Source organism: Klebsiella sp. KPN54798, from assembly GCF_021184225.1.
GTDB classification, from domain to species: Bacteria; Pseudomonadota; Gammaproteobacteria; order Enterobacterales; family Enterobacteriaceae; genus Klebsiella; species Klebsiella pneumoniae.
The window spans coordinates 4,575,675-4,600,370 of the sequence record NZ_CP089234.1 but is presented as its reverse complement, the minus strand read 5'-3'; the positions used below and the strand labels follow the sequence as shown (position 1 = coordinate 4,600,370).

Sequence of the window (24,696 nt, the reverse complement as noted above, 5' to 3'; positions counted from 1 at the left end):
CGTGGCGAAAGCTCCAAAACGCGCATTTGTCTGTAATGAATGTGGTGCGGATTATCCGCGCTGGCAGGGGCAGTGCAGCGCCTGCCATGCCTGGAACACCATCACCGAGATGCGCATCGCCGCGTCGCCGCAGGTGGCGAGAAACGAGCGTCTTTCAGGCTATGCCGGTAACGCCGGCGTGTCGAAGGTGCAGAAGCTGTCAGATATCAGCCTGGAGGCGCTGCCGCGTTTCTCCACCGGCTTTAAAGAATTTGACCGCGTGCTGGGCGGCGGCGTGGTACCGGGCAGCGCGATCCTGATTGGCGGCAACCCCGGCGCGGGCAAATCGACGCTGCTGCTGCAAACCCTCTGCAAACTGGCGGAAGGGATGAAAACCCTGTACGTCACCGGGGAGGAGTCCCTGCAGCAGGTGGCGATGCGCGCCCATCGTCTCGGGTTGCCAACGGCCAACCTGAACATGCTCTCGGAAACCAGCATTGAGCAGATCTGTCAGATCGCCGATGAAGAAAAGCCGCAGCTGATGGTGATCGACTCCATCCAGGTGATGCATATGGCCGACGTACAGTCGTCGCCGGGCAGCGTCGCCCAGGTACGGGAAACCGCGGCCTATTTGACGCGCTTTGCTAAAACTCGCGGCGTGGCGATTGTGATGGTCGGCCACGTCACCAAAGACGGCTCGCTGGCCGGTCCGAAGGTGCTGGAGCACTGTATCGACTGCTCGGTGCTGCTGGACGGGGATGCCGACTCCCGCTTCCGCACGTTGCGCAGCCATAAAAACCGCTTTGGCGCGGTGAACGAGCTGGGCGTCTTCGCCATGACCGAGCAGGGCCTGCGTGAAGTGAGCAACCCGTCCGCTATCTTCCTCAGCCGGGGAGATGAAATCACCTCCGGTAGCTCGGTGATGGTGGTCTGGGAAGGGACCCGCCCGCTGCTGGTGGAGATCCAGGCGCTGGTCGATCACTCAATGATGTCCAACCCGCGCCGCGTTGCGGTGGGGCTGGAACAGAACCGTCTGGCGATCCTGCTGGCGGTGCTGCACCGTCACGGCGGCCTACAGATGGCCGATCAGGACGTCTTCGTCAATGTGGTCGGCGGGGTGAAGGTCACGGAAACCAGCGCCGACCTGGCGCTGCTGCTGGCGATGGTCTCCAGCCTGCGCGACCGTCCTCTGCCGCAGGATCTGGTGGTCTTTGGCGAAGTGGGGCTGGCCGGGGAAATTCGCCCGGTACCGAGCGGTCAGGAGCGTATCTCCGAAGCGGCGAAGCACGGCTTCCGTCGCGCCATCGTCCCGGCGGCCAATGTGCCGAAAAAAGTGCCGGAAGGCATGCAAATCTTTGGCGTGAAAAAGCTTTCAGACGCGCTAAGCGTTTTTGACGACTTATAATAAGTTAAAAGGAGATTAGCGATGTCGTCATTTGACTATTTAAAAAGCGCCATTAAGCAGAAAGGCTGTACCCTGCAGCAGGTGGCGGAAGCCAGCGGAATGACCAAGGGGTATCTTAGCCAGCTGCTGAATGCCAAAATCAAAAGCCCGAGCGCGCAGAAGCTTGAAGCGCTGCATCGTTTCCTCGGGCTGGAGTTTCCCCGCCGACAGAAAAGCGTCGGCGTGGTGTTTGGTAAGTTTTACCCGCTGCATACCGGGCATATCTACCTGATACAGCGCGCCTGTAGCCAGGTCGATGAGCTGCATATCATTATGGGCTATGACGATACCCGCGACCGCGAGCTGTTTGAAGAGAGCGCCATGTCGCAACAGCCGACGGTGCCTGACCGCCTGCGCTGGCTGCTGCAAACCTTTAAATATCAGAAGAATATTCGCATCCACGCCTTCAATGAAGAGGGGATGGAGCCCTATCCGCACGGCTGGGACGTGTGGAGCCATGGGATCCGCGCTTTTATGAGCGAAAAAGGGATCGAGCCGAACCGGATCTATACCTCGGAAGAGGCCGATGCGCCGCAGTACCTTGAGCATCTGGGGATCGAGACGGTGCTTATCGATCCTAAGCGGACCTTTATGAATATTAGCGGCGGGCAGATCCGCGAGAACCCGTTCCGCTACTGGGAATATATTCCGACGGAAGTGAAACCGTTCTTTGTGCGGACGGTGGCGATCCTCGGCGGCGAGTCGAGCGGTAAATCGACGCTGGTCAATAAACTCGCCAATATCTTCAATACCACCAGCGCCTGGGAATATGGCCGGGATTATGTTTTTTCGCATCTCGGCGGCGATGAGATGGCGCTCCAGTATTCGGATTACGATAAAATTGCCCTTGGGCATGCGCAGTATATTGATTTTGCGGTGAAATATGCCAACAAGGTGGCGTTCATCGATACCGACTTCGTCAGCACTCAGGCCTTCTGTCTGAAGTACGAGGGACGTGAGCACCCGTTTGTGCAGGCGCTGATTGATGAATACCGCTTCGACCTGGTGATCCTGCTGGAGAACAATACCCCGTGGGTGGCCGATGGACTGCGCAGTCTTGGGAGCTCGGTGGATCGTAAAGAGTTTCAGTCGTTGCTGGTATCGCTGCTGAAAGAGAACGAGATCGAATTCGTCCATGTGAAGGAGTCGGACTACGATGCCCGGTTCCTGCGCTGCGTCGAGCTGGTGAAACAGCTGATGGGCGAGCAGGGGTAGGGGCTCTGCGGGCTGTAGCCCTCACCCCAACCCTCTCCCAATGGGAGAGGGAGCAAACATTAAAAAAGGCAACTTGCGTTGCCTTTTTGCGTTTTATTTCGCGATACGTTTGTACTTGATTCGCTTCGGCTCCAGCGCGTCGGCGCCGAGAGTGCGTTTCTTGTACTCTTCGTACTCGGTAAAGTTACCTTCGAAGAACTCAACCTTACCTTCATCCTGGTAATCCAGAATGTGGGTGGCAATACGGTCAAGGAACCAGCGGTCGTGCGAGATAACCATCGCGCAGCCCGGGAACTCCAGCAGGGCGTTTTCCAGCGCGCGCAGGGTTTCGATATCCAGGTCGTTGGTTGGTTCATCGAGCAGCAGGACGTTACCGCCGACCTGCAGCAGTTTCGCCAGGTGCAGACGACCACGTTCACCGCCGGACAGCTCGCCAACGCGTTTACCCTGGTCGACGCCTTTGAAGTTAAAGCGGCCCACGTAGGCGCGGCTCGGCATCTCGGTGTTGCCGATCTTCATGATATCCAGGCCGCCAGACACTTCTTCCCACACGGTCTTACTGTTGTCCATCGCGTCGCGGAACTGATCGACGGAAGCCAGCTTAACGGTTTCACCCAGGGTGATGGTGCCGGAATCAGGCTGTTCCTGGCCAGACATCATGCGGAAGAGGGTAGATTTACCCGCGCCGTTCGGACCGATGATGCCGACGATAGCGCCTTTCGGTACCGAGAAGCTCAGATCGTCAATCAGAACGCGGTCGCCGTAGGATTTGCGCAGATGGCTGACTTCCAGAACTTTATCGCCCAGACGCGGGCCTGGCGGAATGAACAGTTCGTTAGTCTCGTTACGTTTCTGATATTCAACGTTGTTAAGCTCTTCAAAGCGCGCCAGGCGGGCTTTGCCCTTAGACTGACGGCCTTTCGCGCCCTGGCGAACCCACTCGAGTTCTTTCTCGATAGATTTGCGGCGTGCGGCTTCCTGAGAAGCTTCCTGCGCCAGACGCTGGTCTTTCTGCTCCAGCCAGGAGGAGTAGTTGCCTTCCCACGGAATACCTTCGCCGCGGTCAAGCTCGAGGATCCAGCCGGCGACGTTATCAAGGAAGTAACGGTCGTGGGTAATCGCCACCACGGTGCCTTCGAAGTCGTGCAGGAAGCGTTCCAGCCAGGCGACGGACTCGGCGTCGAGGTGGTTGGTCGGTTCGTCGAGCAGCAGCATATCCGGTTTTTCCAGCAGCAGACGGCACAGCGCGACGCGGCGGCGTTCACCACCGGAAAGATTAGCGATTTTCGCATCCCAGTCCGGCAGGCGCAGGGCGTCGGCCGCGCGCTCCAGCTGGACGTTCAGGTTGTGGCCGTCGTGCGCCTGGATAATCTCTTCGAACTTGCCTTGCTGTGCGGCAAGCTTATCGAAGTCCGCATCCGGCTCGGCGTATTTGGCATAGACTTCGTCCAGCCCCTTCAGCGCGTTAACCACTTCGGCGACCGCTTCTTCCACGGACTCGCGCACGGTGTGTTCCGGGTTGAGCTGCGGCTCCTGCGGCAGGTAGCCGATTTTGATGCCGGGCTGCGGACGCGCTTCACCTTCGATCTCGGTGTCGATACCGGCCATGATGCGCAGCAGGGTAGATTTACCGGCGCCGTTCAGACCGAGCACACCGATTTTCGCGCCAGGGAAAAAGCTGAGGGAGATATTTTTCAAAATATGACGTTTCGGCGGTACCACTTTGCCGACACGATGCATGGTATAAACGAATTGAGCCACGTTGGACTTCGCCTCTTTCTATTTTGATAGATAGTTCAAAGCCGAAGTGTAGCCTTTTTCGCGCGCTAATCCCAGCGAGGCGACAGGATTCACAGAAGCGTAAAAAAATGTCCAGGACATGGCGCGTTTAGCGTTGTCTGATTAGCATAAGTAAAGCCGCCTGCCGAACCGGCAGGGGTTTTTAAGCGGCACGATGCTGCGAAAATGCACCGGAAAGAGGAAGAGCTTGTGGAAAAAGCCAAAAAAATGGCGTGGCATCTTTTGGCTGCCAGCGTTGGTTTGTTGACGTTGAGTCAGCTGGCGCATGCGGATTCACTGGATGAACAGCGCAGCCGCTACGCACAAATTAAGCAGGCGTGGGATAACCGGCAGATGGATGTAGTCGACCAGCTGATGCCCACGTTAAGCACCTATCCCCTGTATCCCTATTTGCAGTACCGACAGATCACCGACGATCTGATGAACCAGCCGGCGCTGGTGGTGAAAAACTTTATTGACGCCAATCCGACGCTGCCCCCTGCGCGTTCATTACGTTCGCGCTTCGTGAATGAACTGGCCCGGCGCAGCGACTGGCGCGGCTTGCTGGCGTTTAGCCCGGATAAGCCGACCAGCACCGAGGCGCAGTGCAACTATTACTACGCCAAGCTGAGCGTGGGGCAGTCGCAGGAGGCCTGGAGCGGGGCGAAAGAGCTGTGGCTGACGGGCAAGAATCAGCCCGGCGCCTGTGAACCGCTGTTCAGCGCCTGGCGCGACTCCGGTCAGCAGGATCCGCTGGCCTATCTCGAACGGATCCGCCTGGCGATGAAGGCCGGCAATATCGGGCTGGTGAAATCGCTGGCCCAGCAAATGCCCGCCAACTACCAGAGCATCGCCAGCGCCGTGGTCGCCCTGGCTAACGATCCAAACAGCGTCCTCACCTTCGCCCGCACCACCGGGGCGACGGACTTTACCCGTCAGATGGCCGCCGTCGCCTTCGCCAGCGTCGCCCGCCAGGACGTGGAAAATGCCCGCCTGATGATCCCTTCGCTGGTACAGGCTCAGCAGCTCAATGAGGATCAGACCCAGGAACTGCGCGATATTGTCGCCTGGCGCCTGATGGGTAGCGATGTAACCGAAGAGCAGGCCATCTGGCGCGATGACGCAATCATGCGTTCGCAGTCCACGCCGCTGGTGGAGCGGCGGGTACGGATGGCGTTGGGGACGGGCGATCGCCATGGCCTCAACACCTGGCTGGCGCGCCTGCCGATGGAGGCGAAAGAGAAAGACGAATGGCGCTACTGGCAGGCGGATCTGCTGCTGGAGCGCGGCAGGGATGAGGAGGCGCAGGCGATCCTTCGCTCGTTGATGCAACAGCGAGGCTTCTACCCGATGGTCGCCGCGCAGCGTCTTGGCGAGGAGTATACCTTCCGCATCGATAAAGCCTCGGGCACCATCGATCCGGCGCTGGCCTCCGGGCCGGAGATGGCGCGGGTACGTGAGCTGATGTACTGGAATATGGATAACACCGCGCGCACCGAATGGGCCAACCTGGTCACTAGTCGCGTCAAATCCCAGCAGGCGCAGCTGGCGCGCTATGCCTTCGATCAGCACTGGTGGGATCTGAGCGTGCAGGCGACGATCGCCGGTAAGCTGTGGGATCAGCTGGAAGAACGTTTCCCGCTGGCCTATAACGACCTGTTTGCCCGCTATGTTAGCGGCAAAGATATTCCGCAGAGCTACGCGATGGCGATTGCCCGTCAGGAGAGCGCCTGGAACCCGAAAGTGCGCTCGCCGGTCGGCGCCAGCGGACTGATGCAGATTATGCCGGGCACCGCGACGCATACCGTCAGTATGTTCAGCATTCCCGGCTACAGCGGCCCGTCGCAGCTGTTGGATCCGGAAACCAACATCAATATCGGCACCAGCTATCTGCAGTACGTTTATCAGCAGTTCGGCAATAACCGTATCTACGCCTCAGCGGCCTATAACGCCGGGCCGGGCCGGGTACGCAGCTGGCAGGGGAACAGCGCCGGACGGATCGACGCCGTGGCGTTTGTCGAGAGTATTCCGTTTTCGGAAACCCGCGGCTACGTGAAGAATGTCCTCTCCTATGACGCCTACTACCGCTACTTTATGGGGCAGCAGGATAAGATCCTCAGCGATGCGGAGTGGCGCCAGCGTTACTGATCGCCGGGAAGTATGTTATGCTTTGTACTCGTTGAAGAGTACATTCGACGGGCAGCGTAAGCTGCCCGTCTCAATATGGTGGCGCGATATGACCCAACAATCTCCCTATTCCGCGGCCGTTGCCGAACAACGTCATCAGGAGTGGCTGCGCTTTGTTGCCCTGCTTCAGCAGGCCTATGCTGAGGATCTGCATCTGCCGTTGCTGCAGCTGATGCTGACGCCCGACGAGCGCGAAGCCCTGGGTACCCGGGTGCGCATTATCGAAGAGTTGCTGCGCGGCGAGATGAGCCAGCGTGAGCTGAAAAATGAGCTCGGCGCCGGAATTGCGACCATTACCCGCGGGTCCAACAGCCTGAAATCGGCGCCGGTAGAGCTGCGCCAGTGGCTGGAGCAGACGCTGCTGGCTAGCGATAAATAGCGTTATGGAACGGGCTTAGCGCCAGCACGACCGCCTGGTGGTAAACGCTGCTGCGGGTTAATCTGCCGCCGGTGAAAACCCCAATCGCCCCCTCTTTACGACCGATCTGATCGATGCCGGTATACTGCGACATGACCGGGCCGAGGGCTTCGCCAGCGCGAACCTGCTCAAGAATAACGTCAGGCAACGGCAGCGTGGCTGAGCGCGCTTCTCCGCGCTGGCTGGCGCTTTCGATGACCACCCAGCTAAAGGTGCTGTCATCGTCGATACCGGCTTCGATGGCTACCCAGAAATCGGCATTTGGCTGGGCAAGGCGCGCATTGGCGACGCGATTTCGTGCGCCAGCGCGCGTTTCCTCGCTGCCGAAGGGCTGTTCCGGCACGCCGCTCTCGACGGCGACGGACTCAATGTGGCAGGATCCTTCGCCGAAAATCTCGTCAAAAGCCTGCAGAATTGCCTGAATTTTGGCGGGATTAGTGGTCGCTGAGACAACATGGTGCATAATCAAAACAACTCAGAATAAACTAACGTCATCGCAGTATACTCTAAATCACCCCGAGGGCAGGCGGTAATGCCCGAAAGCGGTTGATAACGAGTCCAGAACGGAAAAAAAGCATGTTACAAGTATACCTTGTTCGCCACGGTGAAACGCAGTGGAACGCCGAGCGACGTATTCAGGGTCAGTCCGACAGCCCGCTGACCGCCCATGGTGAGCGCCAGGCCTGGCAGGTGGGCGAGCGCGCCAGAACGCTGGGGATCACCCATATCATTACCAGCGATCTGGGGCGAACCCGCCGCACAGCAGAAATTATCGCCGAAGCCTGCGGCTGCAGCGTGATCGCCGATGCGCGCCTGCGCGAACTGGATATGGGGGTGCTGGAGAAGCGCCATATCGACTCGCTCAGCGAAGAAGAAGAAGGCTGGCGTCGCCAGCTGGTCAACGGCACACCGGACGGTCGTATTCCGCAGGGCGAATCGATGCAGGAGCTCAGCGAGCGTATGCATGCGGTGCTGGCATCCTGTCTGGAATTACCCGCCGGTAGCCGGCCGCTGCTGGTGAGTCATGGGATCGCGCTGGGCTGCCTGGTGAGCACGATATTAGGGCTGCCGGCGTACGCTGAGCGTCGTCTGCGGCTGCGCAACTGCTCTATTTCGCGCGTCGACTATCAGCAAAGCCCGTGGCTGGCTTCCGGCTGGGTGGTGGAAACGGCGGGCGACGTCTCGCATCTTGACGCCCCCGCAATGGACGAGCTGCAGCGTTAACGGCGGATCGGGATCAGATACTCGCAGCGCAACTGAATCGGCGTGGCCTGATCCCGGCTTTCATCTTCAGGGTAGAAGCGTTCAATATCCAGCCCCTTGCGACGCGTCAGGTGCAGCATCGGCATGCAGGTGCCGTAGACGGTCAGGATGAATTCCTGCAGACCGGTACCCAGCCCTTCATACGTAAACATGACATACTCGCCGCCCTCCAGGGTCACTGGATGGGCATGCTGCAGGTGGCCGTTAGCCATCTCCGGCGTCAGCGCGGTGGTATAGAATACTTCCTGCTCATCGTCTTTTTCCAGGCTCGGACGCGGCTCATGCAGCCCGTAGAGCACCGGGGGGATTGACGGTGAGTTGCCGAGGAAGTCTCGCCAGAACTGGACCCGCATCTGGTTACGAAAATCGGAGATTTCCTCGAGCTTACAGGTATAGCTCTGGGTCACGCCAAGCAGCTGAGTAGGGGGCAGAGTGATAAACTCATGTTTCGGCAGGGTAAATTCGCCAAGACGCAGCGGCGGGCGCATACCGAACGAACTCCAGTCCGGCGAGCGGCGGTAGAGCGCCGGCGTCAGCGAGAATTGTTTCTTAAACGCTCGGGTGAAGGTCTGCTGGGAGTCGAAACGGTACTGCAGCGCAATATCAAGGATTGGACGGGCGGTCAGGCGTAATGCGACAGCAGATTTCGACAAGCGGCGCGCGCGAATATAGGCACCGATGGCATGGCCGGTGACATCCTTAAACATTCGCTGCAAATGCCACTTGGAATAACCTGCCTTCGCCGCCACATTATCCAGAGAAAGCGGCTGATCCAGGTGACCTTCCAGCCAGCTAAGGAGATCGCGAATAATCCCTGCTTGATCCATAAAATGTCCCCATCCTTAAACACAGGTGCCTGATATTAAAGTAGCGGATAATAGCATTTTTTGATGTTTTAGCATTCAGTGTTTTTTTTGCTTTTAAATGCGGTAGGTCAGGGGATTTGAACGATAATTTTGTAAAGCTGTGATCTATAAACCTTTTCTGCTAAGTGCGTGATAATTACTCAGCTATATTTTTTAATAATGGTAACAATATGAAATACAAGAAGTTTGCGATGGGGCTGCTCCTGCTGGCCGGTAGCCAGCTGGCTCAGGCGGAGCAGATTGGTTCCGTGGATACGGTCTTCAAATGGTTAGGGCCGGATCACAAAATCGTCGTCGAAGCCTTTGACGATCCGGATGTACAGAACGTGACCTGCTATATCAGCCGGGCGAAAACCGGTGGCATCAAAGGCGGGCTGGGGCTGGCGGAAGATACCTCTGACGCGGCGATTTCCTGCCAGCAGGTCGGGCCGATTGAGCTAACGGACAAAATCAAAAACGGCAAAAGCCAGGGCGACGTGGTGTTCCAGAAGCGCACCTCGCTGGTGTTTAAAAAACTGCAGGTCGTGCGATTCTATGATGCGAAGCGCAATGCGCTGGTCTATCTGACCTACTCGGATAAAGTGGTTGATGGCTCGCCGAAGAACGCCATCAGCGCCGTGCCGATCATGCCATGGAATAAATAAACGGGAGCGCGCATGCAGCAGCCACGGATTTGGTTAGTTGAGGATGAACAGAGTATCGCTGATACCCTGGTTTACATGCTGCAGCAGGAGGGCTTCCAGGTCAGCGTCTTTGGCCGCGGTTTGCCCGCGCTGGAGGCGGCGGCGCATCAGGCGCCAGATGTCGCCATCCTCGACGTCGGCTTGCCGGATATCAGCGGCTTCGAGCTCTGTCGGCGTCTGCTGACGCGTTATCCGGCGCTGCCGGTGCTGTTTTTGACGGCGCGTAGCGACGAGGTCGATAAGCTGCTGGGGCTGGAAATCGGCGCTGACGATTACATCGCCAAGCCGTTTTCACCACGCGAAGTCTGCGCGCGGGTGCGAACCGTGCTGCGGCGGCTGCAGAAGTTTGCCGCGCCATCGCCGGTGGTACGCGTCGGCGAGTTTGTGCTCGATGAGCAGGCGGCGGCGATCAGCTGGTTCGGCCAGCCGCTGAATCTGACGCGCTACGAATTTCTGCTGCTGAAAACCCTGCTTCACGCGCCCGGTCGCGTCTTCTCCCGTCAGCAGCTGATGGAGCTGGTGTGGATCGATGCCTGGGAAAGCCTCGACCGTACCGTCGATACCCATATCAAAACCCTGCGCGCTAAGCTGCGGGCTGTGAATCCTGAAAAGGCGCCAATCAATACCCATCGCGGTATGGGCTACAGCCTGGGGCGCGGCTGATGCGCATCGGCATGCGCCTGCTGCTGGGCTATTTTCTTATCGTCGCGATCGCCGCGTGGTTTGTGCTGTCGATCTTTGTCCAGGAAGTGAAGCCGGGCGTGCGCCGGGCGACAGAGGGGACCCTCAATGATACCGCTACCCTGTTGGCGGCGCTGGCGCGTGAGGATCTGCTGGCGGCAAACCCGCAGCAGGGCAGGCTGGCGCAGGCCTTTCACCAGCTCAACCAGCAGCCGCTCAACGCCAATATTGGCGGAATTAAAAAGGTACGTAATGAGTACCGCGTCTATCTGACCGATGCCCGGGGCAAGGTGGTGTTTGACTCCAGCGGGCAGGCGACAGGGCAGGACTATTCGCGCTGGAACGATGTCTGGCTCACCCTGCGCGGCCAGTACGGCGCGCGCAGTACGCGCAGCGATCCGCATGATGAAGCCAGCTCGGTGATGTATATCGCCGCGCCGGTGATGGATAAGGGGCGGATTATCGGCGTGCTGAGCGTCGGTAAACCCAACCAGGCGATGACGCCGGTCATTAAGCGCAGCGAGCGGCGGATCCTCTGGGCCGGCGGCGCCCTGCTGGGCATTGCGCTGTTGATTGGCGGCGGCGTCGTCTGGTGGATCAATTTCTCTATCGGCAAGCTGGTGCGCTATGCGGACTCGGTGACCGCTGAGCGCCCGCTGCCGCTGCCGGAGGTTGGCAGCAGCGAATTGCGCAAGCTGGCCCAGGCTCTGGAGAGCATGCGGGTAAAGCTCGAAGGTAAGAATGCCATCGAAAACTATGTCTATGACCTGACCCATGAACTGAAAAGCCCGCTGGCGGCCATCCGCGGCGCGGCGGAGATCCTGCGCGAAGGGCCGCCGCCTGAGGTGGCGGCGCGGTTTACTGATAATATCCTCGCGCAAAACACCCGGATGCAACTGCTGGTGGAGCGGCTGCTCCAGCAGGCGAGACTGGAAAGCCGGCTGGAGATAAAGCAGCATCCGGTGTCGATAGATGCGCTATACCAACGGCTGACGGAGGAGCGCAACATCGCTCTGGCGGCGAAAGCTATCACCCTGCGCTGGCGGGAGAGTGGGATGCTGGTCAATGGCGATGGCGAGCTGTTGGCCCAGGCGCTGGGTAATCTGCTCGACAACGCGATTGACTTTACCCCCCAGGGCGGTGAGATCGCCCTGGCTGCGGAGAAGCGAAATGAAGAGGTGCAATTGAGCGTTATCGACAACGGGTGCGGTATTCCGGATTATGCCCTGGAACGAATCTTTGAGCGATTCTATTCGCTGCCGCGCGAAGACGGCCATAAGAGCAGCGGCCTTGGACTGGCGTTCGTTCGTGAAGTCGCGCGCCTGCATCACGGCGATATCAATCTGCACAATCGGCCCGAAGGCGGCGTGGTCGCCACGCTGCGACTTCACCGTCCCTTCACATAGCTTCAAATTCTCCCCACACAGCCGTCCTATTGTGAGGCCATCACGATAGGGAGAAAGGCTATGTTGAAATCACCGTTATTCTGGAAAATCACCACGTTAATAGGCTGTATTGTGCTGCTATCTTTGCCGTTAATGATGGTCAGGGAGCTTATTAATGAGCGAGCGGATTATCGTAGCGAAGTGGTGGACGCCATTGAGCAAAGCACCAGCGGCTCGCAAAAACTCGCCGGACCGCTGATCGCTATTCCGATAACCGAGACCCTGACCCGCATGGAGAACCAAAAAGAGGTCAACTATCAGCGGAGCTGGGTGTATTACTGGCTGCCGGAGTCGCTGGCGGTCGCCGGCAAACAGACCGTGGAGTCGAGGAGGGTGGGTATCTACAGCGGCCAGGTCTGGCATAACGCCTTGCAGATTAAGGCCTCGTTTGATCCGCTGCGTCTGGCGGCGCTGAGAAAAACGAATATCGTCTTAGGCCAGCCGCGGCTGGTGGTGAGCGTCGGCGATGCCCGCGGCATTGGCGCCATCCATGCCCCGGAGGTCAACGGTAACGTATTAAGCGTGGAGCCGGGGCTGGGGATAAGCGGCGATGGCGCAGGTATTCATATGCCAATGCCTGCGCTGGCGGAGGACAACAAGCCGCTTGAGATTGCCTTTTCACTCGATCTGAACGGGACGGGAGAGTTTTCACTGGTGCCGCTCGGGCGTAACAGCGAGCTGCAGCTGACCAGTAACTGGCCGCATCCCGGTTTTCTCGGCAGCTTCCTGCCAACGCAACGGGAAGTGAGTGCTGCCGGCTATCGCGCCCACTGGCAAAGCAGCTGGTTCGCCAACGATATGGGGAGCTATTTCAAGGATGATATGGAGATCCCGTGGTCGCGACTGCCGGCGTTCAGTGCCGATGTGATGTCCCTTGCCGACCAGTACCAGCTAACCGATCGGGCGACAAAATATGCCATCCTGTTAATCGGGCTGACCTTTATGGCTTTTTTCGTGTTCGAGAGCCTGACCCGTCGTCCCCTGCATCCGATGCAATATCTGCTGGTGGGCTTATCGCTGGTGCTGTTTTACCTGGTGCTGCTGGCGCTCTCAGAGCACATTGGTTTTACCGCCGCCTGGCTGGCGGCCAGCCTGTCTGGCGCGGTGATGAATGGGATCTACCTTCAGGCGGTGCTCAGAGGATGGCGTAACAGCCTGCTGTTTGTCGCCGCGCTACTGCTGCTGGATGGCGTGATGTGGTTTCTGTTGCATTCTGAGGATAGCGCGCTGCTGCTGGGTACCGGGGTGCTGGCGCTGGCGCTGAGCGTCCTGATGTTTTTGACCCGTCGCGTGGACTGGTATGCGTTATCGCTGCCGAAAGGCACAGTGCCTCCGACACCGGCTGCCGATGACGATAAGCTGCGTCTCTGGAAAGAGTGACGGCATAAAAAACGGCGCCCCTGGGGCGCCGTTTTCGCATCATGGCTGCGGAATAAATCGTATTATTCCTGCAGATCGCCACAGAAACGGTAGCCTTCACCGTGAATGGTAGCGATGATTTCCGGGGTATCCGGAGTGGATTCGAAGTGTTTACGAATCCGACGAATGGTCACGTCAACGGTACGGTCATGCGGCTTCAGCTCGCGACCGGTCATTTTCTTCAGCAGCTCGGCACGAGACTGAATTTTGCCCGGGTTTTCGCAGAAGTGCAGCATCGCGCGGAATTCACTGCGCGGCAGCTTGTACTGTTCGCCGTTCGGGCTAACCAGGGAACGGCTGTTGATATCGAGTTCCCAGCCGTTGAACTTGTAGCTTTCCACGCTGCGACGCTCTTCGCTCACGGTACCGAGGTTCATGGTACGGGAGAGCAGGTTGCGCGCGCGAATAGTCAGTTCACGCGGGTTAAACGGTTTAGTGATATAGTCGTCAGCGCCGATTTCGAGGCCAAGGATCTTATCCACTTCGTTGTCGCGGCCGGTTAAGAACATCAGCGCGACGTCAGCCTGCTCGCGCAGCTCGCGCGCCAGCAGAAGACCATTTTTACCCGGCAGGTTGATATCCATGATCACCAGGTTGATATCATTTTCAGACAGGATCTGATGCATTTCCGCGCCATCGGTCGCTTCGAATACATCGTAACCTTCTGCTTCGAAAATACTTTTTAACGTGTTGCGTGTTACCAACTCGTCTTCAACGATAAGAATGTGCGGGGTCTGCATGTTTGCTACCTAAATTGCCAACTAAATCGAAACAGGAAGTACCAAAGTCCCTGACCTGCCTGCTGCATGTCGCAAATTAACATGCGCGGCGTAACATGACTAAAGTACGTAATTGCGTTCTTGATGCACTTTCCATCAACGTCAACAACATCATTAGCTTGGTCGTGGGTACTTTCCCTCTGGACCCGACGGTGTCAAAAACGGCTGACATCCTAACCATTTTAACAGCAACATAACAGGCTAAGAGAGGCCGAACACCCAATAAAACTACGCTTCGTTGACATATATCAAGTTCAATTGTAGCACGTTAACAGTCTTGTGAAATCATTGCATCGCCATGCTCTTTATAGTCACAATCTTTACCCGGCTCAACTAGTTGCGTGGATAAATTAATAAATACAGTGAATCCAAAGCCTGAAACGATGCATCAGATGAAATTGCATTGCCCATCATATGGATAAATGGGTTCTGTTAACATACTCCTTGTCACGGCCTCCTGAGAACAGTTTAGATTTTTTTATGGGTAAGAAAACGCAATTTTAGTGATTTTTGTTGCAAATTTGTAAATTTTCACCGCGTAAAATGGGGGGCGCTGCGCCTCGATAACGCCTGAGAGAGAGAAAGAAACCGCAATGCGTTTAACGATTATTTTAGTCGGTCCTGCCCGGGCCGAGAACGTCGGCGCTGCCGCCAGGGCGATGAAAACCATGGGATTTCGCGAACTACGGATCGTCGATAGCGAAGCCCACCTGGCGCCGCCGGCACGCTGGGTGGCGCATGGCTCAGGCGACATCCTCGATGGTATCACCACCTATCCCACCCTTGCCGAGGCGCTGCGTGACGTTGATTTTACCGTCGCCACCACCGCCCGCAGCCGCGCGCGTTTTCACTATTACGCCACGCCGCAGCAGCTGTTGCCGCTGCTGGAGGAGAAGGCGCAGTGGATGACGCACGCGGCGCTGGTTTTTGGCCGTGAAGACTCCGGGTTGAGCAATGAGGAGCTGGCGCTGGCTGATGTGTTGACCGGTGTGCCGATGGCTGCGGATTATCCGTCGCTGAATCTCGGCCAGTCGGTGATGGTCTACTGTTATCAATTAGCATCGCTAATGCAACAAACGGCGCCCGCCGCCGCTGCGGCAGACCATCATCAGCTGCAGGCCTTACGTACTCGTACCCTGGCGTTACTTTCGCGTTTGGGCGTGGAGGATGATGCCAAACTGGCCGACTGGTTGTCGCAACGGCTGGGCCTGCTGCAGCAGCGCGACACGGCAATGTTGCATCGTTTGCTGCATGATATTGAAAAAAACCTGCCAGAATAAAACTCTGTTATATTTTTTATTTATGGATGTGTATGCTGTTCTATGGGCTGGTTTTCCGCCGATCTGGATGTTTTTTTCTCACGGCAGCGGGAAAATACGTAAGCCTGCTGAAATGGGGCAAATTGAGAAATTCATTGACTTAAGACGGCAGATACTTTAACCAATATAGGCAGGACATACAGACAGATAAAAATACAGAGTACACAACATCCATGAATCGCATCGGCATGATTACCACCATTATCACCACCACCATTACCACAGGTAACGGTGCGGGCTGACGCGTACAGGAAACACAGAAAAAAGCCCGCACCTGAACAGTGCGGGCTTTTTTTTTGACAAGAGATCAAGGGGTAAGAACCATGCGAGTGTTGAAGTTCGGCGGTACATCAGTGGCAAATGCGGAACGGTTTCTGCGGGTTGCCGATATTCTGGAGAGTAATGCCAGGCAGGGGCAGGTAGCGACGGTCCTGTCTGCCCCGGCGAAGATCACTAACCACCTGGTAGCGATGATTGAAAAGACCATTGGCGGCCAGGATGCCCTCCCCAATATTGCCGACGCCGAACGCATTTTTGCCGAACTTCTTCAGGGCCTTGCCGACGCCCAGCCCGCTTTCCCGCTTGCCCAGTTAAAAGCCTTCGTGGAGCAGGAATTTGCTCAGATTAAGCATGTTCTGCACGGCATCAGCCTGCTGGGTCAGTGCCCGGACAGCGTCAATGCCGCGCTGATCTGCCGCGGCGAAAAGCTCTCCATCGCCATCATGGCGGGTCTGCTGGAAGCTCGTGGACATAAAGTCAGTGTCATTAACCCGGTCGAAAAACTGCTTGCCGTGGGCCACTATCTGGAATCCACCGTCGATATCGCCGAATCCACCCGCCGCATTGCCGCCAGCCAGATCCCGGCAGACCATATGATCCTGATGGCCGGGTTTACCGCCGGCAATGAGAAAGGCGAGCTGGTGGTGCTGGGGCGTAACGGCTCCGACTACTCGGCTGCGGTACTGGCCGCCTGCCTGCGCGCTGACTGCTGCGAAATCTGGACCGATGTCGACGGAGTGTACACCTGCGATCCGCGTCAGGTGCCGGATGCGCGCCTGCTGAAATCGATGTCTTATCAGGAGGCGATGGAGCTCTCCTACTTTGGCGCGAAAGTGCTGCACCCGCGCACCATCGCCCCTATCGCCCAGTTCCAAATCCCATGCCTGATTAAAAATACCGGCAACCCGCAGGCGCCGGGAACGCTTATCGGCGCCAGCCGCGACGAGGACGATTTGCCGGTGAAAGGCATCTCTAACCTCAACAACATGGCGATGTTCAACGTCTCCGGGCCGGGGATGAAAGGGATGGTCGGCATGGCGGCCCGCGTCTTCGCCACCATGTCCCGCGCCGGCATCTCGGTGGTGTTGATCACTCAATCTTCTTCCGAGTACAGCATCAGTTTCTGCGTGCCGCAGAGCGACTGCGCACGTGCCAAACGGGCGATGGAAGATGAGTTTTATCTGGAGCTGAAAGAGGGGCTGCTGGAGCCGCTGGCGATTATGGAGCGTCTGGCGATCATCTCCGTGGTGGGCGACGGAATGCGTACCCTGCGCGGTATCTCGGCGAAATTCTTTGCGGCACTGGCCCGCGCCAATATCAATATCGTGGCGATTGCCCAGGGCTCTTCCGAGCGCTCAATTTCGGTAGTGGTCAGCAATGACGACGCCACCACCGGCGTGCGCGTGACCCATCAGATGCTGTTCAACACCGACCAGGTGATTGAAGTGTTTGTCATCGGCGTCGGCGGCGTCGGCGGCGCGCTGCTAGAGCAGATCAAGCGCCAGCAGGGGTGGCTGAAGAACAAACATATCGATCTGCGCGTCTGCGGTGTAGCCAATTCTCAGGCGCTGCTGACCAGCGTGCATGGCCTGAATCTGGAAAACTGGAGTGCGGAACTGGCGGAGGCGAAAGAGCCGTTTAATCTTGGCCGCCTGATCCGCCTGGTGAAAGAGTACCACCTGCTCAATCCGGTGATCGTCGACTGTACCTCCAGCCAGGCGGTCGCCGATCAGTATGCCGACTTCCTGCGCGAAGGTTTCCATGTGGTGACGCCGAACAAAAAGGCCAATACCTCTTCGCTGGATTACTATCACCAGCTGCGCCATGCGGCCAGCAGCTCGCGGCGTAAGTTCCTCTATGACACTAACGTTGGCGCGGGCCTGCCGGTGATTGAGAACCTGCAGAACCTGCTCAACGCCGGCGATGAGCTGCGCCATTTCTCCGGGATCCTGTCCGGCTCCCTGTCGTTTATCTTCGGCAAGCTGGACGAGGGGGTGAGTTTCTCCGCGGCGACGGCGATGGCCCGTGAGATGGGGTATACCGAGCCGGATCCGCGCGACGATTTATCCGGGGTGGATGTGGCGCGTAAACTGCTGATTCTGGCCCGTGAGACCGGGCGTGAACTGGAGCTGGCGGACATTATCGTCGAGTCGGCGCTGCCGCCGGACTTCGACGCCAGCGGCGATGTCGAGACCTTTATGGCCCGCCTGCCGTCGCTGGACGATGGTTTTGCCTCGCGGGTTGCTAAGGCGCGCGATGAAGGTAAAGTCTTGCGCTACGTCGGTAACATCGAAGAGGATGGTACCTGCCGGGTAAAAATAGCCGCGGTTGACGGCAACGATCCGCTGTTCAAAGTTAAGAATGGTGAGAACGCGCTGGCTTTTTATAGCCATTATTATCAGCCATTGCCGCTGGTGCTGCGCGGCTATGGCGCCGGGAACGACGTCACGGCGGCCGGCGTATTCGCCGACCTGCTGCGCACCCTGTCCTGGAAGTTAGGAGTTTAAGATGGTCAAAGTATATGCCCCGGCTTCCAGTGCCAATATGAGCGTCGGGTTTGATGTGTTGGGCGCGGCGGTCACGCCGGTCGATGGCACGCTGCTTGGCGACAACGTCACTGTCGAAGCGGCGGAGCAATTTAGCCTGCAGAATCTTGGACGCTTCGCCAGCAAACTGCCGACGGCGCCGCAGGAGAACATTGTTTACCAGTGCTGGGAAAGCTTTTGCCGGGAGATCGGCAAGACGGTGCCGGTGGCGATGACGCTGGAAAAAAACATGCCGATTGGCTCCGGGCTGGGTTCCAGCGCCTGCTCGGTGGTCGCTGCGCTGGTGGCCATGAACGAGTTCTGCGGCAAGCCGCTGAACGAGACGCGCATGCTGGCGCTGATGGGAGAGATGGAAGGGCGTATCTCCGGCAGCATTCACTACGACAACGTGGCGCCGTGCTATCTTGGCGGCATGCAGTTGATGATCGAAGAGAATGGGATTATCAGTCAGCAGGTGCCCGGGTTTGATGAGTGGCTGTGGGTGCTGGCCTATCCGGGGATTAAAGTTTCTACTGCTGAAGCGCGGGCGATTCTGCCGGCGCAGTATCGCCGCCAGGATTGTATCGCCCATGGTCGCCACCTCGCGGGCTTTATTCACGCCTGCTACACCCGCCAGCCGCAGCTGGCGGCAAAATTGATGAAAGATGTGATTGCCGAACCGTACCGAACCAAACTGCTGCCGGGCTTTAGCGAAGCGCGTCAGGCGGCCATGGAGATGGGCGCCCAGGCTTGCGGCATCTCCGGCTCTGGCCCAACGCTGTTCGCGTTGTGTGATAAACCGGATACCGCACAGCGCGTCGCCGACTGGCTTGGCGCGCACTATCTGCAGAATCAGGAAGGCTTTGTTCATATTTGCCGGCTGGACACGGCGGGCGCACGCGTAGTGGGATAACCAATGAAACTGTATAACTTAAAAGATCATAACGAGCAGGTCAGCTTTGCGCAGGCCGTCACCCAGGGACTTGGCAAGCATCAGGGCCTGTTCTTTCCGCACGATCTGCCGGAATTCAGCCTGACTGAAATCGACGACATGCTGGCGCAGGACTTTGTCACCCGTAGCGCCAAAATTCTATCCGCCTTTATCGGCGATGAGATCCCGCAGGATGTCCTGCAGCAGCGGGTGCGCGCGGCGTTTGCGTTTCCGGCGCCGGTAAGCAAGGTTCAGGAAGATGTCGGCTGTCTGGAGCTGTTCCATGGCCCTACGCTGGCGTTCAAGGATTTCGGCGGCCGCTTTATGGCGCAGATGCTGACCCACATCGCAGGCGATAAGCCGGTCACCATCCTCACCGCGACCTCTGGCGACACCGGGGCGGCGGTGGCGCATGCTTTCTACGGCCTGCCGAACGTCAAGGTAGTGATCCTCTATCCGCGCGGCAAGATCAGTCCGCTGCAGGAGAAGCTGTTCTGTACCCTCGGCGGCAATATTGAAACCGTGGCGATTGATGGCGACTTTGATGCCTGCCAGGCGCTGGTGAAGCAGGCGTTTGACGATGAAGAGCTGAAGGCGACGCTGGGTCTCAACTCGGCTAACTCCATCAACATCAGCCGCCTGCTGGCGCAGATCTGTTACTACTTCGAAGCGGCGGCGCAGCTGCCGCAGGAAGCCCGCAATCAGCTGGTGATTTCCGTGCCGAGCGGCAACTTCGGCGATCTGACCGCCGGTCTGCTGGCTAAGTCGCTGGGGCTGCCGATCAAGCGCTTTATCGCCGCCACCAACGCCAACGACACCGTTCCGCGCTATCTGCAGGGCGGCGAGTGGGCGCCAAAAGCCACCCAGGCGACGCTGTCCAACGCCATGGACGTCAGCCAGCCGAACAACTGGCCGCGCGTTGAAGAGCTGTTCCGCCGTAAAATCTGGCGTCTCAGCGAGCTGGGCTATGCCGCGGTCGATGATGAGACCACCAAAGCAGCGATGCGCGAGCTGAAGGCCATCGGCTACATCTCTGAACCGCATGCGGCGATTGCCTGGCGCGCGCTGCGCGATCAGCTGCAGCCGGGAGAGTACGGCCTGTTCCTCGGCACCGCCCATCCGGCGAAGTTCAAAGAGAGCGTGGAGGAGATCCTGCAGGAGACTCTGCCGCTGCCGAAGGAGCTGGCCGACCGCGCCGACCTGCCGCTGCTGTCTCACAACCTGCCGGCGGATTTCGCCGCGCTGCGTAAGCTGATGATGGGCTAAGCCAGGCAATAATATCGGCAACATGATCGACCAAACCGGGCAGCTATTGCCCGGTTTTTATATTTAACGCACTTTTCCATATCAGTAAAATTTCTCTCCATAAAATTCCCCACACTATTTTATTGTCAGCGCACTGCTTATATTGCAAACTCTTTTACGGATTGTCCTCTTTGCCGGATAATTCCACTGGATTATCTTTTTTATTTATTATTTCATGCTGCTTATATTTATGCTGCTGATTTTATTATGAAGCAGCTATAGATATCATTTGTTATAGATGCATTGTTAATGCACAAGGTTTTCAAGGAGGAAACATGCGTATTTTATCTCTTTTTTTGGTGGTGTTCGCTTTAACAGGCTGCTCCGGGACAACGATTGGCGGTAATGAAGATAAATTAACGCCAGCCTATCTGAAACAACATCTCATTGTCGGAAAAACCACCAAGGCCGAGGTTCGTCAGTATTTTGGTGCCCGGATTCTGGTCATACGACGGTGACGGCGTCGGGTAAAGAGAGCTGGTATTATTCAGTAGATAAAGGGATCAACCTGGTCAGCCTCGCGGGTTCCATGATCCCGGTAACCGGGGCATCGCAAGCTGCCGATGCGGTCGATAAGTCCAGCCAAAAAGATTCGAACTCGCTGATGATTTTCTTCGATGAAAAAGGCGTGGTGGAAAACTGGGTGCGTTAAAATAAGTAATAATCTGCTTAATTATATTGAAAAGGGGAATGACTCCCCTTTTTTATTACCGTAACGTGTTACTGCTCGTGGCGTTTAAACACCAGTTCGCCTTTCTCTGAGGCATCCGCATCAAAGAAATAGCCTTCGCTATTAAAAGCTTTGAGCTGCTCCGGCTGGGTTAAGCGGTTTTCAATAATGTAGCGACTCATCAGGCCGCGGGCTTTCTTCGCATAAAAACTGATCACTTTGAATTTGCCGTTCTTCTCATCGAGGAATACCGGCTTGATCAGCTGACCCTGCAATTTTGGCGTTTTCACCGATTTAAAATATTCATCGGAAGCCAGGTTGATGACGATATCGTCGCCCTGGTCGCGCAGCGCCTGATTCAGCTTCTCGGTAATGGTATCCCCCCAGAACTGGTACAGATCTTTGCCGCGCGGATTTTCCAGACGGATCCCCATCTCCAGGCGGTAGGGCTGCATCAGGTCTAACGGGCGCAGCACGCCATACAGCCCGGAGAGCATGCGCAGATGCTGCTGGGCGAAGTCAAAGTCGTCCTCGGTGAGCGTCTCTGCCTGCAGGCCAGTGTAGACATCGCCTTTAAAGGCGAGGATCGCCTGGCGGGCATTTTGCGGCGTAAAGTCAGGGTGCCAGTCGTGGAAGCGGGTGGCGTTTAGATCCGCCAGCTTGTCGCTAATGCTCATCAGCTTGCCGATTTGCGGTGCGCTCAGCTTACGGGCGATGCCGATAAGCTGCTGAGAATACTCGAGGAGTTCGGGCTGGGTATAGCGAGTCGTTGCCAGCGGGCTTTGATAATCGAGCGTTTTAGCAGGTGAAATCAGAATCAGCATATCCAGTCCTTGCAGGTAATTTCGACGAATTTTAACAAAAAAAGTGCATGGTGGGATCGATAGCTACAATTGCCGCGCTATTCGCGCGGCAATTCATTCCAGGCGCCCGGGGCCAGCTGTTGGTCAATATCCGGGTAACGAGTGGCATCGAAAGTCGGCTGGATACCCAGCCGCCGCTGACGCAGATAATCGCTGGCGATAATCCGCACCGTCGGGGAGAGCAGCAGAATGGCCGTCAGGTTGGTCATCGCCATCAGCGCCATGATGATATCCGCGCTCTGCCAGACGACAGGCAGGCTAACCATGGTCCCCAACAGCACCATCAGGACGGTGAGTATTCGCAGCCCCCAGATATAGCGGGGCTTATCCAGGCGCAGGAAGACCAGATTATTTTCCGCGTACACGTAATTGGCTACGATAGAGCTAAAGGCGAACAGCAGCACGATGAGGGCGATAAAACCCGCTCCCCAGCCGCCGACCAGCACGCTCATCGCGTGTTGCAAGTCCTGAATACCGTTGAGCGTATATTCATTGTCGGGCCGCGGCGCCAGCATGACGATAATCGCGCTGGCGGTACAGATCACGATAGTATCGATAAACACGCCAATCATCTGCACGATCCCCTGCGCCGCCGGGTGCGGCGGCCAGGAGGCGGCGGCCGCGGCGGCGTTAGGCGAAGAGCCCATCCCTGCTTCATTGGAGAACATGCCGCGCTGGAAGCCGCTGGTCAGCGCCTGGCTGATGGTGTAGCCCACCGCGCCGGCGGCGGCCTCCTGCCAGCCGAAGGCGCAGCGAAAGATGGTGGCGAAAATCGTCGGCAGGGCGGTGATGTGCCACAGGCCGATGAGCAGGCTGGTGGCGATCCACAACAGCGCCATAAAGGGAACGATCCATTGCATCAGACGCGCCACGCCGCGTAAACCACGGAGGATCGCCAGCAAAACGACAACGGCCAGCACGCCGCCGCTGACCGCCGCCGGCAGATCGAACGCATAGCGCAAGGCATGGGCCACGGAGTTAGCCTGCACGGTATTGAAGATAAAACCATAGGCCAGCAGGAGGAGGATCGAAAACAGGACGCCCATCCAACGCATGCCGAGCCCGCGCGCCATGTACCAGGCAGGGCCACCGCGAAACTGTCCGCGGCTATCGCGTTCTTTATACAGCTGAGCAAGGGAACATTCAGCAAAGCTGCTGGCCATGCCGAGCAGGGCGGAAACCCACATCCAGAATACGGCGCCGGGCCCACCGGCGGCGATCGCCAGCGTCACCCCGGCAAGATTGCCGCTGCCGACCCGGGCGGCAAGGCTGGTACAGAGCGCCTGAAAGGACGTTAAACCACCCGGCTGCGGGTGCAGGCTTTTTTTTAGACTGCGGCCGAATTTGCGCACGTAACGAAACTGAATACCCCGGGTTTGCCAGCTAAACCAGATACCGGCGCCCAGTAGCAGATAAATCATCACTGAGCCCCAGAGTATTTCATTGATAAATGAGAGAAAATCAGGCATTAAACATCCTCTTGTCCATGCCGGCACGCCAGTGTAAGCGTTACCAATTAAGTGACAATCCTTTCGCTTTCAGCAAATTAATCTGCATAGTTTATCACACTCTGCGCTCTTCTCTCGTCGGCGGTTGCGCTGACCCGGCAGCGTGTTATCATCTGGGCAGACCGGTTACATCCCCTTAACTGCTGTTTAAGAGAAATATATCATGACGGATAAATTAACTTCTCTGCGTCAGTACACCACTGTCGTCGCTGACACCGGAGATATTGCGGCAATGAAGCTGTATCAGCCTCAGGATGCCACCACTAACCCTTCCCTGATTCTCGGCGCGGCTCAGATCCCTGAGTACCGTAAGCTGATTGACGACGCTGTCGCCTGGGCTCGTAGCCAGAGCAGCGATCGCGCGCAGCAGATCCTCGATGCTTCCGATAAGCTGGCGGTGAACATCGGTCTCGAAATTCTGAAACTGATCCCGGGCCGTATCTCCACCGAAGTGGACGCACGTCTCTCCTATGACACCGAAGCGTCTATCGCGAAAGCCAAGCGCATCATCAAGCTGTACAACGACGCGGGCATCAGCAACGATCGCATTCTGATCAAACTGGCCTCCACCTGGCAGGGCATTCGCGCCGCTGAACAGCTGGAAAAAGAAGGCATTAACTGTAACCTGACGCTGCTGTTCTCCTTCGCTCAGGCTCGCGCTTGCGCCGAAGCGGGCGTCTTCCTGATTTCGCCGTTCGTTGGCCGTATCCTCGACTGGTACAAAGCCAACACCGACAAGAAAGAGTACGCACCGGCAGAAGATCCGGGCGTGGTTTCCGTCAGCGAAATCTACGAGTATTACAAGCAGCACGGCTATGAAACCGTCGTGATGGGCGCAAGCTTCCGTAACGTTGGCGAAATTCTGGAACTGGCTGGCTGTGACCGCCTGACCATCGCCCCGGCGCTGCTGAAAGAGCTGTCCGAAAGCGAAGGCGCCGTTGAGCGTAAGCTGGTATATACCGGTGAAGTGAAAGCGCGTCCGGAGCGTATTACCGAATCTGAGTTCCTGTGGCAGCATAACCAGGATCCGATGGCGGTAGACAAACTGGCGGAAGGTATCCGTAAGTTTGCGATCGACCAGGAAAAACTGGAAAAAATGATCGACGAACTGCTGTAATCGCGCAGGTGGCCGACGCCC

The 24,696-nt window shown here is 57.4% G+C and carries 22 protein-coding genes, 1 pseudogene and 1 other annotated feature; of the genes and pseudogenes, 17 read left to right on the top strand and 6 right to left on the bottom strand.

What is annotated here, in order from left to right; genetic code table 11:
* Position 1: 1 nt before the first annotated feature.
* Together radA and nadR are read left to right on the top strand one after the other, a co-directional pair.
* Positions 2-1,384: a DNA repair protein RadA gene (gene radA, locus LPQ25_RS22080; protein WP_002887800.1), complete on the top strand. Its 1,383-nt coding sequence runs from the start codon at positions 2-4 to the stop codon at positions 1,382-1,384.
* Between the two features lie 21 nt (positions 1,385-1,405).
* Positions 1,406-2,638 (top strand): multifunctional transcriptional regulator/nicotinamide-nucleotide adenylyltransferase/ribosylnicotinamide kinase NadR, encoded by a 1,233-nt coding sequence (gene nadR, locus LPQ25_RS22075; RefSeq protein WP_002887802.1) that lies wholly within the window; start codon positions 1,406-1,408, stop codon positions 2,636-2,638.
* Positions 2,639-2,731: 93 nt separating this feature from the next.
* Here the strand turns inward: nadR and ettA are convergent, their stop codons facing one another.
* Positions 2,732-4,399 (bottom strand): energy-dependent translational throttle protein EttA, encoded by a 1,668-nt coding sequence (ettA, locus tag LPQ25_RS22070; RefSeq protein ID WP_002887805.1) that lies wholly within the window; start codon positions 4,397-4,399, stop codon positions 2,732-2,734.
* A 228-nt stretch (positions 4,400-4,627) separates the two neighbouring features.
* Between ettA and sltY the strand changes: the two genes are divergently transcribed.
* Together sltY and trpR are read left to right on the top strand one after the other, a co-directional pair.
* Positions 4,628-6,565, top strand: a complete 1,938-nt coding sequence (gene sltY / locus LPQ25_RS22065) for a murein transglycosylase (RefSeq protein ID WP_014908027.1) — start codon at positions 4,628-4,630, stop codon at positions 6,563-6,565.
* 88 nt (positions 6,566-6,653) lie between these two features.
* Positions 6,654-6,983 carry a trp operon repressor gene (trpR, locus tag LPQ25_RS22060; protein WP_002887809.1) on the top strand — a complete coding sequence of 110 codons (330 nt, stop codon included), beginning with the start codon at positions 6,654-6,656 and terminating at the stop codon, positions 6,981-6,983.
* On the opposite strand, the gene yjjX is transcribed toward trpR, so the two are convergent.
* Positions 6,970-7,485, bottom strand: coding sequence for an inosine/xanthosine triphosphatase (gene yjjX, locus LPQ25_RS22055; protein ID WP_002887810.1), 516 nt, complete (start codon positions 7,483-7,485; stop codon positions 6,970-6,972). The genes trpR and yjjX overlap by 14 nt on opposite strands.
* 113 nt (positions 7,486-7,598) lie before the next feature.
* Here yjjX and gpmB point away from each other — a divergent pair, with 113 nt between their 5' ends.
* Complete coding sequence (gpmB, locus tag LPQ25_RS22050) at positions 7,599-8,246, top strand: 2,3-diphosphoglycerate-dependent phosphoglycerate mutase GpmB (RefSeq protein ID WP_012737375.1); 648 nt, start codon at positions 7,599-7,601, stop codon at positions 8,244-8,246.
* Here the strand turns inward: gpmB and robA are convergent.
* Positions 8,243-9,112: an MDR efflux pump AcrAB transcriptional activator RobA gene (gene robA, locus LPQ25_RS22045; RefSeq protein ID WP_012737376.1), complete on the bottom strand. Its 870-nt coding sequence runs from the start codon at positions 9,110-9,112 to the stop codon at positions 8,243-8,245. The two genes, gpmB and robA, sit on opposite strands and share 4 nt — an antisense overlap.
* A gap of 209 nt (positions 9,113-9,321) precedes the next feature.
* Between robA and creA the strand changes: the two genes are divergently transcribed.
* Genes creA through creD form a run of 4 tightly spaced genes read left to right on the top strand, consistent with a single transcriptional unit; the run spans position 9,322 to position 13,340 of the window.
* Positions 9,322-9,795: a protein CreA gene (gene creA, locus LPQ25_RS22040; protein WP_002887814.1), complete on the top strand. Its 474-nt coding sequence runs from the start codon at positions 9,322-9,324 to the stop codon at positions 9,793-9,795.
* 12 nt (positions 9,796-9,807) lie between these two features.
* Complete coding sequence (gene creB, locus LPQ25_RS22035; protein ID WP_002887820.1) at positions 9,808-10,497, top strand: two-component system response regulator CreB; 690 nt, start codon at positions 9,808-9,810, stop codon at positions 10,495-10,497.
* A complete protein-coding gene (gene creC / locus LPQ25_RS22030; RefSeq protein WP_012737377.1) occupies positions 10,497-11,921 on the top strand; it encodes a two-component system sensor histidine kinase CreC in 1,425 nt (474 codons plus the stop codon). Before creB ends, creC begins: the two co-directional genes overlap by 1 nt.
* A 60-nt stretch (positions 11,922-11,981) precedes the next feature.
* Positions 11,982-13,340, top strand: coding sequence for a cell envelope integrity protein CreD (creD, locus tag LPQ25_RS22025; protein ID WP_012737378.1), 1,359 nt, complete (start codon positions 11,982-11,984; stop codon positions 13,338-13,340).
* A gap of 62 nt (positions 13,341-13,402) precedes the next feature.
* On the opposite strand, the gene arcA is transcribed toward creD, so the two are convergent.
* Positions 13,403-14,119, bottom strand: a complete 717-nt coding sequence (arcA, locus tag LPQ25_RS22020; RefSeq protein ID WP_002887843.1) for a two-component system response regulator ArcA — start codon at positions 14,117-14,119, stop codon at positions 13,403-13,405.
* Positions 14,120-14,214: 95 nt separating this feature from the next.
* On the opposite strand from arcA, the gene yjjY reads away from it, so the two are divergent.
* From yjjY to LPQ25_RS21985, 7 genes and pseudogenes are all read left to right on the top strand, one after another.
* Complete coding sequence (gene yjjY / locus LPQ25_RS22015) at positions 14,215-14,355, top strand: YjjY family protein (protein WP_004146984.1); 141 nt, start codon at positions 14,215-14,217, stop codon at positions 14,353-14,355.
* 396 nt (positions 14,356-14,751) lie between these two features.
* Entirely contained in the window at positions 14,752-15,438 is a 687-nt protein-coding gene (locus tag LPQ25_RS22010; RefSeq protein ID WP_012737379.1) for a tRNA/rRNA methyltransferase, read from the top strand.
* Positions 15,439-15,650: 212 nt separating this feature from the next.
* A complete protein-coding gene (gene thrL / locus LPQ25_RS22005; protein ID WP_004222578.1) occupies positions 15,651-15,719 on the top strand; it encodes a thr operon leader peptide in 69 nt (22 codons plus the stop codon).
* Positions 15,658-15,775, top strand: a sequence feature (Thr leader region). Its footprint overlaps the gene before it by 62 nt.
* 25 nt (positions 15,776-15,800) lie before the next feature.
* Entirely contained in the window at positions 15,801-18,263 is a 2,463-nt protein-coding gene (thrA, locus tag LPQ25_RS22000) for a bifunctional aspartate kinase/homoserine dehydrogenase I (RefSeq protein WP_002887848.1), read from the top strand.
* A gap of 1 nt (position 18,264) precedes the next feature.
* On the top strand, positions 18,265-19,194 hold the full coding sequence (gene thrB, locus LPQ25_RS21995) for a homoserine kinase (RefSeq protein WP_002887853.1): 930 nt from the start codon (positions 18,265-18,267) through the stop codon (positions 19,192-19,194).
* A 3-nt stretch (positions 19,195-19,197) separates the two neighbouring features.
* Complete coding sequence (gene thrC, locus LPQ25_RS21990) at positions 19,198-20,478, top strand: threonine synthase (RefSeq protein WP_002887863.1); 1,281 nt, start codon at positions 19,198-19,200, stop codon at positions 20,476-20,478.
* 314 nt (positions 20,479-20,792) lie between these two features.
* Positions 20,793-21,169 (top strand): annotated as a pseudogene (locus tag LPQ25_RS21985) (hypothetical protein).
* A 68-nt stretch (positions 21,170-21,237) separates the two neighbouring features.
* Here LPQ25_RS21985 and yaaA read toward each other — a convergent pair.
* Together yaaA and LPQ25_RS21975 are read right to left on the bottom strand one after the other, a co-directional pair.
* A complete protein-coding gene (gene yaaA / locus LPQ25_RS21980) occupies positions 21,238-22,011 on the bottom strand; it encodes a peroxide stress protein YaaA (RefSeq protein WP_002887869.1) in 774 nt (257 codons plus the stop codon).
* 77 nt (positions 22,012-22,088) lie between these two features.
* Positions 22,089-23,519: an alanine/glycine:cation symporter family protein gene (locus LPQ25_RS21975; RefSeq protein ID WP_002887871.1), complete on the bottom strand. Its 1,431-nt coding sequence runs from the start codon at positions 23,517-23,519 to the stop codon at positions 22,089-22,091.
* A gap of 202 nt (positions 23,520-23,721) precedes the next feature.
* On the opposite strand from LPQ25_RS21975, the gene tal reads away from it, so the two are divergent.
* Positions 23,722-24,675: a transaldolase gene (gene tal, locus LPQ25_RS21970; RefSeq protein WP_002887897.1), complete on the top strand. Its 954-nt coding sequence runs from the start codon at positions 23,722-23,724 to the stop codon at positions 24,673-24,675.
* Positions 24,676-24,696: the final 21 nt, after the last annotated feature.

What these genes read in the sequence shown, in the direction of transcription:
- tal (WP_002887897.1), top strand. Translation starts at nt 23,722, where the DNA reads ATGACGGATAAATTAACTTCTCTGCGTCAGTACACCACTGTCGTCGCT.
- LPQ25_RS21975 (WP_002887871.1), bottom strand. Translation starts at nt 23,519, where the DNA reads ATGCCTGATTTTCTCTCATTTATCAATGAAATACTCTGGGGCTCAGTG.
- creD (WP_012737378.1), top strand. Translation starts at nt 11,982, where the DNA reads ATGTTGAAATCACCGTTATTCTGGAAAATCACCACGTTAATAGGCTGT.
- trpR (WP_002887809.1), top strand. Translation starts at nt 6,654, where the DNA reads ATGACCCAACAATCTCCCTATTCCGCGGCCGTTGCCGAACAACGTCAT.
- arcA (WP_002887843.1), bottom strand. Translation starts at nt 14,119, where the DNA reads ATGCAGACCCCGCACATTCTTATCGTTGAAGACGAGTTGGTAACACGC.
- nadR (WP_002887802.1), top strand. Translation starts at nt 1,406, where the DNA reads ATGTCGTCATTTGACTATTTAAAAAGCGCCATTAAGCAGAAAGGCTGT.
- thrB (WP_002887853.1), top strand. Translation starts at nt 18,265, where the DNA reads ATGGTCAAAGTATATGCCCCGGCTTCCAGTGCCAATATGAGCGTCGGG.
- yjjY (WP_004146984.1), top strand. Translation starts at nt 14,215, where the DNA reads ATGACTAAAGTACGTAATTGCGTTCTTGATGCACTTTCCATCAACGTC.
- thrC (WP_002887863.1), top strand. Translation starts at nt 19,198, where the DNA reads ATGAAACTGTATAACTTAAAAGATCATAACGAGCAGGTCAGCTTTGCG.
- creA (WP_002887814.1), top strand. Translation starts at nt 9,322, where the DNA reads ATGAAATACAAGAAGTTTGCGATGGGGCTGCTCCTGCTGGCCGGTAGC.
- LPQ25_RS22010 (WP_012737379.1), top strand. Translation starts at nt 14,752, where the DNA reads ATGCGTTTAACGATTATTTTAGTCGGTCCTGCCCGGGCCGAGAACGTC.
- creB (WP_002887820.1), top strand. Translation starts at nt 9,808, where the DNA reads ATGCAGCAGCCACGGATTTGGTTAGTTGAGGATGAACAGAGTATCGCT.
- creC (WP_012737377.1), top strand. Translation starts at nt 10,497, where the DNA reads ATGCGCATCGGCATGCGCCTGCTGCTGGGCTATTTTCTTATCGTCGCG.
- yjjX (WP_002887810.1), bottom strand. Translation starts at nt 7,485, where the DNA reads ATGCACCATGTTGTCTCAGCGACCACTAATCCCGCCAAAATTCAGGCA.
- thrA (WP_002887848.1), top strand. Translation starts at nt 15,801, where the DNA reads ATGCGAGTGTTGAAGTTCGGCGGTACATCAGTGGCAAATGCGGAACGG.
- gpmB (WP_012737375.1), top strand. Translation starts at nt 7,599, where the DNA reads ATGTTACAAGTATACCTTGTTCGCCACGGTGAAACGCAGTGGAACGCC.
- robA (WP_012737376.1), bottom strand. Translation starts at nt 9,112, where the DNA reads ATGGATCAAGCAGGGATTATTCGCGATCTCCTTAGCTGGCTGGAAGGT.
- yaaA (WP_002887869.1), bottom strand. Translation starts at nt 22,011, where the DNA reads ATGCTGATTCTGATTTCACCTGCTAAAACGCTCGATTATCAAAGCCCG.